The following is a 12937-nucleotide window of genomic DNA, read 5'->3' on the forward strand; positions in this document are numbered from 1 at the left end:
AGGTCCACCACCCTGGTGCCGTGCGGACGCCCGGACCCGGTGGTGGTGACACCATCGAGACCGCCGGGCGTCGGTGACCGCGCTCTGTGGGACCGCGGACGCGCACTGGCACGCGAAGTCGTCCGGTGAAGGCCACAGGACGCGGGGGAAGCATACGCCGCACCGGTGGGTCAACCGGAACCGGATTGCCCGGCCACGTCAAGATCCAAAGTTGTCCACAGGCCCGAAGTCGACGGTGGCGATCTTGAGCCGGTCTGCGGGACCCTGGTCACATGGTAGTTGACCTGCGGGGATCCGCATTCGTTCTGGTGGTCGTGGTGGTGTTGACCCTGTTGTCAGGCGTCCGCGCGGTGGGAACGACAGCACCCGGACAACGACCCCGGGTGTTCGCCTGGCCACTGGCACCACCCCGACCGGTGGGCCGCCCGTTCACCGCGCCGGCGCACCTGTACGGGCCGGGACACCGGGGCGTGGACTTACCGGGGACCGTGGGCGAACCGGTGTACGCGGCGGCGGACGGGGTGGTGGCTTTCGCCAGGCCGGTGATCTCCCGTGGCGTGGTATCCGTGCAACACCCGCAAGGTCTGCGGACCACGTACGAACCGGTCACACCCGTGGTCACCGCAGGCGCGGTCGTGCACCGAGGAGACCGGATCGCCCTGCTCACCGCAGGCCACGACGGCTGCCCCGGCGCACCCGCCTGCCTGCACTGGGGCTTACGACGGGGACGGGAGTACCTGGACCCACTGGTGGCGGTGAATCGCCCCCGAGTGCGGCTACTCCCCGTCTCCCCCTGATTTCAACGCTTCTTCGACCGTGGAAAGGAGGAATGACCCAGTCGGCAGATGCTCGATCCGTGAGGTCGTGAACGCCGCCGGGGCCCGGATGCGGGTGGACGAGGTCTCCATCGGCGACCACGTGCCGGTCGGTGGCGGGGCACAGACACCGCTGGACGGTCGCGATCGCCACCGTCCTGGCTACTGCGCCCAGCCCGGGTCACGCGTCGGCAACAGCCCCGGTGCTCGACCAACCCGGCTCGCCATGCTGCCTGCGGGTGCGGCGGCTAGACCCAATGCCGTCAAGTCAAGCGTCTCTGCTGGCCAGCGACCCTGTGGACACCTTGACCGGCCTCGAAGTCCACTGGAAGCGTGGTCCACAGAGGTCAGAACTCGCGGAGTGCGAGGCGAACGCCCGGGTCGCCATCTCCCGGGCGGGTCGCCACCGACGGCGGAACCCGCCATCGACCCGCCTTCCGGAGGCCACGGAACTGCACCTGACCTGCGAAAACTCGGCTCAACCCAGCGGCATTGCGGCTAGACCTCGGCGGTTTCCATGAGTTTGGCGCGGAGGCGGAGGACGGCGCGGGTGTGCAGTTGGCAGACGCGGGACTCGGTGACGCCGAGGACGCGGCCGATCTCGGCGAGGGTGAGGTTCTCGAAGTAGTAGAGGGTCACCACCACCCGGTCGCGTTCGACCAGGAGGCCGATAGCCTCGGCGAGTTGGCGGCGGTTGTCCTGGTCCACCAAGAGGGCTACCGGGTCCTCGGCGGCCTCGTCCTCCAGCACGTCGGCGAGGGAGTTGGCGCCCCGGCCCGCAGCGGCGAGTTCGTCGAGGGCGACGACGCTGGTGAGCTGGAGTTGGGCGTAGACGTCGCGGAGTTCGCCGACCGAGAGGCCGAGCTCGTCGGCGAGTTCGGCGTCGGTGGGGGTGCGCTGCAGTTTGGCGCCGAGCCGCTCGATGCCGCGTTCCACCTCGCGGGCCCGGCCGCGGACGGTGCGCGGCACCCAGTCCTGGGCGCGCAGGTCGTCCAGGATGGCGCCGCGGATGCGCTGCATCGCGTAGGTCTCGAACTTGAGGCCACGTTCGGGTTCGAACTTCTCGATCGCGTCGACCAGGCCGAAGATGCCGGACTGGATCAGGTCGGAGACGTCGACGTGCGCGGGCAGACCGGTGCCGACCCGGCCCGCGACGTACTTGACCAGCGGGGCGTAGTGCAGCACCAACCGGTCGCGCAGGACCTGCTCGCGCTGCTCGCCGAACCGGCGCCACAGCGCGACGATGCCCGCCTCGACGTCGTCGGCGGTGCGGTGGTCACCGGGCAGCACCCCGGACGACTGGCCCGCGCCGAACTGGGCGTTGCCGTTCACCTGGCCCGCCCGACCTGCGGACCCGCCTGCCCGCGGCAGCCGCGCCGAGGCACGGGAACCAGTCCCGGGGTCATCGGGAACGGGGGTGGGTACGGTCATGGATCGCCTTCAGCCGTTCGACGGTCACGTGGGTGTAGAGCTGCGTCGTTGAGAGCGTAGCGTGACCGAGTAACTCCTGGACGCTACGAAGGTCCGCACCTCCTTCGAGCAGGTGTGTCGCCGCTGAGTGACGAAGACCGTGCGGTCCGAGGTCCACCACCCCCGGCACGGCGGCCGTCACACCATGCACGATACGCCGTACGGCGGTCGGGTGGAGCCGTCCGCCACGAGCACCCAGCAACAGTGCCCGGGGCGAGTCGGCGCGGACAAGTGACGGACGACCCTGGTCCAACCAGGTCCGAACCGCTTGCCCGGCGGGAATCCCGAACGGAACGGTCCGTTCCCGGTCGCCTTTGCCGACGACCCGGGCAACCCGCGTGTCGAGGTCGATGTCGTCGAGGTCGAGCCCACACAGCTCGGACACCCGAACCCCGGTCGCGTACAACAGCTCGACCACAGCGTGATCACGCAGCGCGACCGGGTCCAACTCCCGCGCCCCCGCCGCCGACGCCCGCATCACCTCGCCCGCCTGGTCCTGCCGCAACACCGCGGGCAACACCCGCTGCCGCTTGGGCGCCGCCAACCGCCCCCCGCTGTCCGCCCCCAAATACCCCCGCCGATGCGCCCACGCCGTGAACCCCCGCGCCCCCGCGGTACGCCGCGCCAACGTCGCCCGCTCCACCCCCGCGTCCCGCTGCGCGGCCAACCACGCCCGCAACCCCGGCAACTCAACCCCGAGGTCGTCCAACCCCGCCCCACCCTCACCCACGACCCGCCCGACCGCGGCAACCTCACCCGCAGCGACAACCTCGACAGCAGCGGCAGTCCCACTCCCCGCCACCGCTACCCCACTCACTGCGGCAACCTCGCCCGCAGCGACCTCGCCCACCTTGGCGGCCTCACCGGCTGCAGCGACCTCGACCGCGGCGGCGATCCCGCTCCCTGCCACAGCAGTCTCATTCACCACGTCGGCGTCACCCACGGCCGTGGCTTCCCGCACGGCGCGAGCCGCGTGCACCGTGGCGACCTGACGTGACACGGCGGGCCCATGCACCAAGTGGGCCTTGCCCGCCCCAGCATGTTGATCCACGGCGGCGGCCGCACCCCCGGTGGTGGTCTCGGCCACAGCGGCGTTGTTCACGGCCACGTCTCCTCCCAACGCGCCACGCTCGGGTGGTGATTCCCCACCCCGGTCGCCTGAGTGGTCGATATTGGCGCCGGGAACGTCAGGGGTGGAGTGGCCACGGTGATCAAAGTCGCTCCGGTTGGACGCGCTGTTTCCGGCCATTGGCGGTGGCCGCGTTGCGCCGTTCGCCGTGGTGGTCGGGAGGAATCCGGTGCTGACCTCCGTTTCGGGGGCTGGAACAGGTTCGCTCGGGCGGGGCGTGGATTCACCCGATCGTGTGGGGGCGACGTCGGTGATGCCCGCCAGGAAGCCCAGTAGGGAGACGGCGTCGCCCAAGTAGGCGCGGACCGTGTGTGGGGACAGGCCCCGCTCGTAGGTCAGGTGCCGCTCGTACTCGTCGACCACGGCTTGGACGGGGGTGGGCAGCCGCGCCCGCACCGCCACCAGATCGACCCGACCCATCGCACGACCAGTCCCACGTGACACCCACGCCACGCTGGGCCACAGACCCGCACCGGTCAAGCATCGCCACGCCCTCCGGGCGCTCGGGTGCTAGTGGCTCATGCTCAACCACCCCTCATCGGTTTGCCGGGCGAGTCCGGTGAGTTCGAGTTCGGGCAGGAGGGACCGAACTCGGTCTAGGGGAACACCGGAGGCGTGCGAGAGGTGTTCAGGACCGCGCGGCGTCTTCCGGCTGAGCGCGTCGTGCACCCGGATGGCTTGCGGTCCGAGGTCGTCGGTGGGGCGAGTGGGGCCGGTGACCGGCGCGGCGAGCTCACCGATCACCCCAACGGCTTCGAGGATGTCGGGCACCGAGGTGACGATGCCCGCGGTACCCGCGCGAATCAGGTCGTGGCACCCACGGGACATCTCGGACGTGACGGGCCCGGGGACGGCGAGAACCGGCTTCCCGAGCGCCGCGGCCGAACTGGCCGTGTTGCGCGCCCCGCTGCGCACACCGGCCTCGACCACGACCGTGCCGCCCGGCATGGCGGCGATGAGCCGGTTGCGCACCAGGAACCGGTACTTCGCCGGTGCCGTGCCCGGCGGGTACTCACTGATCACCGCACCGTCGCGGGCGATGCGGTCGAGCAGGGTCGTGTGGGCGGCGGGATAGCTGACATCGACCCCGCAGGCCAGGACCGCCACCGTCGGCCCCTCGGCCGCCAACGCGCCCCGGTGGGCGGCGCCGTCGATGCCGAACGCCGCACCGGAGACGACCGTGACCGACTGCCCCGCCAGTTCGAAGGCGAACTCGGCGGCTGTCCGCTCGCCGTACGACGTCGCGGCCCGAGCCCCGACAATCGCGACCGCCCGCCGCATCGCGTCGTCGATCTGGGCGGGGCCGCGCACCCAGAGCGCGAGTGGCGGTGCGGCCCAGCGCAAGCCGCGTCTACGGCCGTTGTCGAGACTGAGCAAGGGCCAGGCGGGCCACTCCGGGTCTTCCGGTATGACGAGCCGGACACCCAGGTCGGCCGCTTTGGTGAGGTCTTCGGCAGCGAGATCTTGGCTTGCCCGCGCCGAAGTCTCGTCGTGGACGGGTGTCGGCGCCTGTCTGGACCGCACCAACTCGGCGGCCTGTACCGGCCCCACGTTCTCCACCAACAACCCCAAAGCCACGGCGGGCGGCTCGGCCACGCGGGACAGGTAGGCGCGCGCCAACCGGACGTCATCCACGGCCACTCCCCCGCCGCGATGCGTCCCAGTCGGACTGGTGTGCGGCCGTTCGGCCACCAGACGGAGGACTGCCGAAGCCAGGCAACCGACGGCGTCGGGTGAGGGTGGGGCGAGATCCGAGCAGGTGCCACTCGTGCGGAACGTGACCGCCAGGCGGCGGGGTGATCATGCGAGACATGTGAACTCCTTGTGCGGCAACGGGAATCGGCTAGGCGACCTTGCGGTCGCGGAAGTTGAGGGCGGAGGCGACGTGGTCGGGGGTTGGGCTGGGGGCGCCGGCGAGGTCCGCGAGGGTCCAGGCGACGCGGAGGCAGCGATCGGCGCCGCGAGCGGTGAGGGCACCGGAGGTGAGGGCGCGGTCGAGTAAGGAGGTGACGGGCCGGGGAAGGGCGAACTCGCGACGGAGAGCGGGGCCGGGGGTTTCGGCGTTGGTGCGCCAACCCTGGGCGGACCAGCGCTTCGCGGCGCGGGCGCGGGCCTCGGTGACGCGGGCGCGGACGGTGGCGGTGTTCTCCGGGGTGGTGTCGAGGGCGTGGGACAGCGCGGTGATGGGGCGCATGCGGACGCGGAGGTCGACCCGGTCGAGCAGCGGGCCCGAGAGCCGGGCCAGGTAGCGGCGACGAGTCTGGGGCGGGCACACGCAGTCGGCCTCACGGGGTGGGGCACAGGGGCAGACGTTGGTGGCGAGGACGAGTTGGAAGCGAGCCGGGTAGGTGACGACACCATCGCGGCGGGCCAGCCGGATCTCGCCCTCCTCCAAGGCCGTGCGGAGCGCTTCGAGGCGGGACGAGGCGAACTCCGCTGCCTCGTCGAGGAGGAGAACACCGAAGTGGGCCTTGCTGATGGCGCCGGGTTTGGCGAGGCCGACGCCACCGCCGACGAGGGCGGCGACCGAACTGGTGTGGTGTGGGGCGATGAACGGCGGGATGGTGACCAGCGGCGAGTCGGCGGACAGGGCGCCCGCCACCGAGTGGACGGCGGTGACCTCCAGGGCTTGTTCGGTGGACAGGGGCGGGAGCAGACCCGGGAGGCAGCGGGCGAGCATGGTTTTGCCGGTGCCGGGTGGGCCTGCCAGGAGGACGTGGTGGCCGCCCGCGGCGGCGACCTCCAAGGCCCAGCGGCCCTCGGGCTGACCGAGGACGTCGACCAGGTCGGGTGGGTCGGTGGGTGGTGGGGTGGCGACCGGCGGGTCGGGGTGGCGCAGGACCTCGATGTCGCCGCGGGACCAGGTGACGACCTCGGTGAGGGTGGCGGCGCCGAGGACGTCGAGGCCGCTGACCAGGGACGCCTCGGGCAGGGCCGGGGTGGGCACGATCGCGCGGGTCAGGCCTGCGCGGCGGGCGGCGAGCAGGCAGGGCAGGACGCCCTTGACCATGCGGAGGCGGCCGTCGAGGGCGAGTTCGCCGAGCAGGACGGTGTCGGCGAACGGATCCGGCGGGATCTTGTGGTCGGCGACCAGCATGGAGACGGCGAGGGCCAGGTCGTAGCCGGAGCCCCCCTTGGGGAGGGCGGCCGGGGACAACGCGAAGGTGACCAGTTGGTCCGGCCACTGCAGGTCGCTGTTGCGCACAGCGGCCCGCACGCGGTCCTTCGCCTCGTTGAGCGCGGCGTCGGGCAGGCCGACGATCTGGGTGCGGGGCCTGCCGCCGCCGATGTCCGCCTCGATCTCCACGGCGATGCCGTCGACCCCCGACAGCGCCACGGACCAGATCCGGGAGAGCACCATCAGAAGACCCCGATCAGGTGCTGGACGACCGGGTCGCCGCCGGGTGGGAGCAGGACCGCGACGATGTCGAAGCGGATCGAGCACTTCGGGATGCCCCGGTCGACCCGCCAGCGGCGGGCCAACCTGCGGATGCGACGGGCCTTGACGTCGGTGACCGCCTCGGCCGGGCCGCCGTAGTGGGTGCCGGTGCGGGTCTTGACCTCGCACACCACCAGCCGGTCGCCGTCGGCGCAGACGATGTCGAGCTCGCCGAGTTCGCAGCGCCAGTTGCGGGCCAGGATCACCAACCCGCTGTCCACGAGGTGCTTCGCGGCGATCTCCTCGCCGCGCTCGCCCACCCGCAGGTGTTCCGCCATGACCACTCCCCTCTCCGCAGACCAGCGCGGCGATCGCCGCGCCCCTGTCGACGATGCGGCCTCGGCGAGGCCGGTGGGAGGGGTGGTTCGGATCAGTGGATGGCCGGCGCGAATGTGGATAACTCGCCAGTAACCAGGGATCGGCCAAGGCGGGACTTGAAGCCGGAGGCGGGCGGGCCGGATCCGGGGCTCACGCGGATCGCTGGTTCGCCACAAGTCGACGCGAAGTCGGCGGGCGGGTCAGCGCAGCCCCGAGGCCGCTGGGCGCGGACCGCCCGAAAGCAGCCGGCGACGCGAACTGACGACGGAACGGCCGGGCACCGGACGGAACGGCCGGGCACCGGACGGAACGGCCGGGCACCGGACGGAACGGCCGGGCACCGGCAACAGCAGATCCGGCTCATGCCGGAGACCCGGGTCCGTGGGGAGTGGGCCCGGGTGTGCCGAGAACGGGGTCAGCCGACTGGGTCAGCTACCGAATGGGCCGTCTTCCGGGAGGCGGAGGTCAGGCTTGTCGAGCTCCTCCACGTTGACGTCCTTGAAGGTGATGACCCGGACGTTCTTGACGAAACGGGCCGGGCGGTACATGTCCCAGACCCAGGCGTCGGACATGCGTACCTCGAAGTAGACCTCGCCGTCGGAGTCGCGGACCTGGACGTCGACGCCGTTCGCCAGGTAGAAGCGGCGTTCGGTTTCGACCACGTAGGCGAACTGGCCCACGATGTCGCGGTACTCCCGGTAGAGCTGCAGCTCCATCTCGGTCTCGTACTTCTCGAGATCCTCCGCGCTCATCTGTCCGCGCGCCCCTCCTGGTCGTGACCTGTGCCGCCCGCTACTGCGGGGGTTCACCATTCTGGACCACAGCGGCCGCCGCCACACTCAGCGCCACCCGGTGTGGCGCGCGAAGACCGTGGGCGATGCCCGCGGCGGCGACGTTCGCATAGGACCAGCGGTGTTCGTGACTGGGCCCGTGGTCGCGCAACGCGCGGCCGTGCAGGCCCGTGCAATACCCCTTGTGCACGTCGAACCGGTACTCCGGCAGCTCGCCGTGCAGGTCTTCCATGATGCGGTCCCGGGTGACCTTCGCCAGCACGGACGCGGCGGCGACGCAGGCGGCGGCCTGGTCGCCCTTGATGACCGGCATGCTCGGCGCGGTCAGCCCCGGCACCCGGAAACCGTCGACCAGCACGTACCCCGGGTGGGTGGCCAACCGGGCGACCGCGCGGCGCATGCCCTCGATGTTCGCCACGTGCACGCCCATCAGGTCGACCTCGGCGGCGGGCACGACGACGACGGCGTAGTCGACCGCGCGGGCGCGGACCAGGTCGAACATGCGATCCCGGGCGGCGGGCGTCATCAGCTTCGAGTCGGTGAGCCCGTCCAGCCGGGCCGCGTCACCGGGACGCAGCACGCACGAGGCGATGACCAGCGGTCCGGCGCACGCGCCGCGACCGGCCTCGTCGACCCCGGCGACCGGGCCGAGACCGCGCCGGTGCAGCGCCGTCTGCAGACCCCAGTTGCCGGTGTCGCGGCGCAACACCACGCGCGGTGGTCGCAGCACCTCCGTGATCACCCGGTCCCCTTCCGTAACCGCGAGCGCAGCCGCCTGGCCAGCCACAACGTCGGCCAGGCCGCCGCGACACCAACCCCGGCGGGCAGACCTTCCTGCCACGCCGGTGCGGACAGCGCCTGCTGCGGGTCGTGGTCGCCGACCCCCCGCCACCGCGATGGCGGCAGGATGACCGCGCGCACCTTGCCGATGACATTGTCCACCGGCACCACACCGTTGCGGCCGCCGCCACCCTGGACGCGGGAATCGGCCGAGTTGTTCCGGTTGTCCCCCATGACGAACAGCATGCCCCGGGGGACCGACACCGCGTCGAACTCCTCCTGCCTGCTGCCCCGGTCGGGCTGCCAGTAGACGTACGGCTCGTCGAGCGGCTTGTCGTCCACCAGCACCCGGTTGGCCTCGTCGCAGCAGCGCACGGTCTGCCCGCCGACCGCGACGACGCGCTTGACCACGTCGTCCTCGTCGGGCGCGGCGAAGCCGAACTCGGCGCCGATGCCCTGCACCCACCGGACGAACCCGTTGTCCGAGCGCGCCGTGTGGACCTCCGAGCGGTTCCACGTGTCCGGCCGGTGGAACACGACGACGTCGCCGGGTTCCGGGTCGCCGAACACCGAGTAGGCGAGCCGGTCGACCAGCACGCGGTCGCCGTAGCAGCCCGAGCAGCCGTGCAGGGTCTGCTCCATCGACTCCGACGGGATCACGAACACCCGGGCGATGAACGACTGGATGATGATCGTCAACACCAGCGCCATCGCGATCAGCAGCGGGATCTCCACCCAGAACGGGCGTTTCTTCCGCTTCCCCCGGCGTTCCCCGGCTGATCGGCCGGGCTCAGCAGGCTCATCGGGCTCGTCACCGTCCGGCACGGGACTTTCGGCCACCGGCGCAGCCTATCCGGCGCGTTTGGCGGAGCCGCGCGACAGGGCCGCGCGCACGCGCCTACCCGCGCCGCGGCTCAGCCACAGCGTGGGCCACGCCAGCGCGATGCCAACACCAGCCGGTAGTCCTACCTGCCACGCGGGAGCAGACAGGGCTTCCTGCGGGTTGTGGTCGCCGATGCCACGCCACCGCGACGGCGGCAGGATGATGTAGCGCGCCTTGCCGATGACGTGGTCGACGGGGACGAACCCGTTCGAGCCGCCGCCGCCCTGCAGGCGCGAGTCGTCGGAGTTGTTGCGGTTGTCGCCCATCACCCAGAGCATCCCGTCCGGGACGGTGATCTTGGCGAACCGGCGCTGCGTCTCGTCCGGGTACGTGCGGTAGATGTACGGCTCGTCCAGCGGCTTGCCGTTGACCAGCACCCGCTCCTGGGCGTCGCAGCACTCCACGGTCTGGCCGCCGACCGCGATCACCCGCTTCACCACGTCCTCGTTGCTCGGCTGGGCGAGGCCGAACTGGGAGCCGAAGTCCTGCAGCCAGGCCACCACCGGGTTCTCCGAGCGGTTGCCCGGCCCGTCCTGGTCCCAGGTGTCCGGGCGCTTGAACACGACCACGTCGCCGGGCTCCGGGTCGCGGAAGTAGTAGACGACCCGGTCGACCAGGATGCGGTCGCCGTTGCAGCCGTAGCAGCCGTGCAGCGTCTGCTCCATCGACTCCGACGGGATCACGAACACCCGGGCGATGAACGACTGGATGATGATCGTCAACACCAGGGCGACCCCGATCAGGATCGGCAGCTCCACCCAGAACGACCGCTTCTTCTTCTCCTTGCGGCCCTTGGCTTCCCCGCCCTCGACGCCCCCGACATCCTCAGTGTCCTCGGTGCCGTCCACCTCCGGCCCGTCGTCCGGGCCGTGGGACCGCGGTCCGTCGTGCGGCGCGGGCCCGGTCGGTGTGGCGGTGGTGGCGTCCCTACCGGTCTGCGGTCGAGGCACGTCGAGGTCCTCGGTGCCGCGTCCTTCCCCTGGCACGGCACCGTTTGCGTCCGACAAGCTAGTCAGCCTTCCTGGGAGTGAGTGCGTTCTTCACGCGGCGCCCGAGCCACAACGCGGGCCAGGCGGCGGCCAGGCCGACACCGAACGGGACCCCTTGTTGCCAACCCGCCGCGGACAGTTGCGGCCCCGCCTGCGGGTTGTGGTCGCCGACACCGCGCCACCGCGACGGCGGCAACACGATGTAGCGGGCCTTGCCGATGACCTTGCCGAGGGGGACGACTCCGCGTACGCCGCCGCCACCTTGGAAGCGCGAGTCGCTGGAGTTGTTCCGGTTGTCGCCCATCACCCACAGTGTGCCCTCGGGCACGGTAACCCGGGTGAACTCCCGCTGCGAGTTGGGGTTGCCGTTCTCCCAGTAGATGTACGGCTCGTCGAGCGGCTTCCCGTCGACCAGCACGCGGTTCTTGTCGTCGCAGCACTCCACCGTCTGCCCGCCGACCGCGATGACCCGCTTGACGAAGTCGCGCTCGTCCGGCGGCGCGATGCCGATGAACGACCCGGCGTAGCGCAGCGCGCGGACCACCGGGTTGCCGCTCTCGCTCTCGCCGGCGTCGTTCTCCGTCCACGTGTTCGGCCCCTGGAACACGACGACGTCACCGGGCGAGGGGTCCTTGAAGTTGTAGACCATCTTGTCGACGAACACGCGGTCGCCGTTGCAGCCGGGGCAGCCGTGCAGGGTCTGTTCCATCGAGCCGGACGGGATCGAGTAGACGCGGCCGACGAAGTGCTGGATCAGGAACGTCAGCGCGAGCGCCACCACGACCAAGGTGAGGATCTCGCGCCACAGCGGCTGCTTGCGCGGCGGACGGCGGTGCCTGCCGCCCTTGCGGTTGGCCTTCTCGGCTTCCCTGGCCCGTTTGCGCCTGGCGCGGGGCGAGGTGTTCAGCGCCTCCGCGCGGGCGCGCACGCGCGGGATCAACGCCGTCAGGTCGACGTCGGGGACGTCCTCTTGCGGGACAACGTCTTCCTTCTCGACGTCCTCCCACTCGGGCGCCTCGGTCAACTCGGACAGGTCGACCGCGGGCTCGCGCCGGACCGGGATGTCCGAACGGCTACCGCCGCGCGCGGCGGGCACCTCGGGCTCGACCGGTACCAGGTCCTGGCGGGACGCCTCACCGCGCCGGGGGACGCCGGGTGCGAGATCTGGACGCGGGAGATCGGGACGCGGCTGGTCCGGGCGCGGCTGGTCGGTACGCGGGCGCGGGGCCTCGGGGCGACCGGTGTTCCGCGCGACCGGGACGGTCTCGTCCTCGTCGATGTCGTCGGTCGACACCATGTCCGCATGATGCTCGCCGGTGACGCGCGCCACATCATGAACGGGCTGCTGGGCCGGGGTGACCCCCGACCGGGTGTACGGGTCCGGGCGTTCGACCGACCGGGACACCGACGCCGGGAACCACTCGCCGCGATCGCCGGGGGCGCCATCGCCATCGGGCACCGGCGAGCCGAACCAGAAGGCCGGGTCGGCGGGCGGCACCGGGGGGAGCGGCGGCACGTCCGGCACCGGCGGCTTGCGCCGGATCGGCTCGGTGCGCTGCGGCCCGGGAACCGGTGTGCCGTTGCGCGCGGGTACGCCGTTCACCGGAGCGCCGTTCACCTGATCCCTGGTGACCGGGGTCCCGTTGAACGCGCCCGGTTCGACTGGGCTCCGGTCGCCAGGCGTCCGGTCGACCGGACCGCCGTTCACCGGAGCGCCGTTGACCCGGCGACCAGTCACGTCCCGCTTGCTGATCGGCTCGGTCTGCCGCGCCGAGGGGTCCTGGTCAGGGCCCCGAGTACGGTCGACCGACTCCCGGCGGGAGCGCTCCGGCTCTGCCCCGGCGTCCGGCGGCACACGGTGAGGAGGACGGTCGACCACGCACCCGAGCCTACGGGAGCGGGTGTGCTGACCGCGTCAGGAAGCGGCCTGCGGCTCGCGCTTCTCCTTGATCTTGGCAGCCTTGCCGCGCAGCTCGCGCAGGTAGTACAGCTTCGCGCGGCGGACATCGCCGCGGCGGGCGACCTCGATCTCGGCGATGTTCGGGGTGTGCACCGGGAAGGTGCGCTCCACGCCGACACCGAAGGACACCTTGCGCACGGTGAAGGTCTCCCGGATGCCACCGCCCTGGCGGCGGATGACCACGCCCTGGAACACCTGGACCCGCGAACGGGAACCCTCGATGACGCGAACGTGGACCTTCAGCGTGTCACCCGGGCGGAAGTCCGGGATGTCGGAACGCAGCGACTTGGCGTCCAGGGCATCCAGGGTGTTCATCGGTAGTCCGTCCTCGTCTTCTGAAGCTTCTCTACGTCCCGGCCAGGG

Annotated in this window: 12 protein-coding genes and 1 pseudogene; 1 reads left to right on the forward strand and 12 read right to left on the reverse strand. The window is 71.5% G+C overall.

Annotation, left to right across the window (positions count from 1 at the left end):
- The first annotated feature begins 272 nt into the window (after positions 1-272).
- A complete protein-coding gene (locus H504_RS43720; RefSeq protein ID WP_051386307.1) occupies positions 273-797 on the forward strand; it encodes a M23 family metallopeptidase in 525 nt (174 codons plus the stop codon).
- Positions 798-1313: 516 nt separating this feature from the next.
- Here the strand turns inward: H504_RS43720 and H504_RS0127040 are convergent.
- The 12 genes and pseudogenes from H504_RS0127040 to rplS form a co-directional block, all read right to left on the reverse strand.
- Entirely contained in the window at positions 1314-2246 is a 933-nt protein-coding gene (locus H504_RS0127040) for a FliA/WhiG family RNA polymerase sigma factor (RefSeq protein WP_169735467.1), read from the reverse strand.
- Positions 2218-3087 carry a tyrosine-type recombinase/integrase gene (locus tag H504_RS43355; RefSeq protein ID WP_425394084.1) on the reverse strand — a complete coding sequence of 290 codons (870 nt, stop codon included), beginning with the start codon at positions 3085-3087 and terminating at the stop codon, positions 2218-2220. The genes H504_RS0127040 and H504_RS43355 overlap by 29 nt, the downstream gene beginning before the upstream one ends.
- Before the next feature lie 581 nt (positions 3088-3668).
- Positions 3669-3834 (reverse strand): annotated as a pseudogene (locus tag H504_RS41655) (site-specific integrase); the annotation flags it as partial.
- A gap of 90 nt (positions 3835-3924) precedes the next feature.
- Positions 3925-5055: a DNA-processing protein DprA gene (gene dprA / locus H504_RS0127050; RefSeq protein WP_026425334.1), complete on the reverse strand. Its 1131-nt coding sequence runs from the start codon at positions 5053-5055 to the stop codon at positions 3925-3927.
- Positions 5056-5257: 202 nt separating this feature from the next.
- On the reverse strand, positions 5258-6775 hold the full coding sequence (locus H504_RS0127055; RefSeq protein WP_026425335.1) for a YifB family Mg chelatase-like AAA ATPase: 1518 nt from the start codon (positions 6773-6775) through the stop codon (positions 5258-5260).
- Positions 6775-7131 carry a YraN family protein gene (locus H504_RS0127060; protein WP_026425336.1) on the reverse strand — a complete coding sequence of 119 codons (357 nt, stop codon included), beginning with the start codon at positions 7129-7131 and terminating at the stop codon, positions 6775-6777. Before H504_RS0127060 ends, H504_RS0127055 begins: the two co-directional genes overlap by 1 nt.
- Before the next feature lie 468 nt (positions 7132-7599).
- Positions 7600-7923: a DUF2469 domain-containing protein gene (locus H504_RS0127065; RefSeq protein ID WP_026425337.1), complete on the reverse strand. Its 324-nt coding sequence runs from the start codon at positions 7921-7923 to the stop codon at positions 7600-7602.
- A gap of 40 nt (positions 7924-7963) precedes the next feature.
- Positions 7964-8704, reverse strand: coding sequence for a ribonuclease HII (locus tag H504_RS0127070; RefSeq protein WP_026425338.1), 741 nt, complete (start codon positions 8702-8704; stop codon positions 7964-7966).
- Positions 8701-9582 carry a signal peptidase I gene (gene lepB, locus H504_RS0127075; RefSeq protein WP_026425339.1) on the reverse strand — a complete coding sequence of 294 codons (882 nt, stop codon included), beginning with the start codon at positions 9580-9582 and terminating at the stop codon, positions 8701-8703. Before lepB (H504_RS0127075) ends, H504_RS0127070 begins: the two co-directional genes overlap by 4 nt.
- 9 nt (positions 9583-9591) lie before the next feature.
- The gene (lepB, locus tag H504_RS0127080; RefSeq protein ID WP_051386332.1) at positions 9592-10473 is read right to left on the reverse strand and encodes a signal peptidase I; all 882 of its coding nucleotides are present in this window, start codon (positions 10471-10473) and stop codon (positions 9592-9594) included.
- A gap of 160 nt (positions 10474-10633) precedes the next feature.
- Positions 10634-11542 carry a signal peptidase I gene (gene lepB, locus H504_RS0127085; RefSeq protein ID WP_425394085.1) on the reverse strand — a complete coding sequence of 303 codons (909 nt, stop codon included), beginning with the start codon at positions 11540-11542 and terminating at the stop codon, positions 10634-10636.
- Between the two features lie 987 nt (positions 11543-12529).
- Positions 12530-12889 carry a 50S ribosomal protein L19 gene (gene rplS, locus H504_RS0127090; protein WP_026425342.1) on the reverse strand — a complete coding sequence of 120 codons (360 nt, stop codon included), beginning with the start codon at positions 12887-12889 and terminating at the stop codon, positions 12530-12532.
- Between the last annotated feature and the right edge of the window lie 48 nt (positions 12890-12937).

It is taken from the genome of Actinokineospora inagensis DSM 44258, assembly GCF_000482865.1.
In the GTDB taxonomy this organism is placed as follows: Bacteria; Actinomycetota; Actinomycetes; order Mycobacteriales; family Pseudonocardiaceae; genus Actinokineospora; species Actinokineospora inagensis.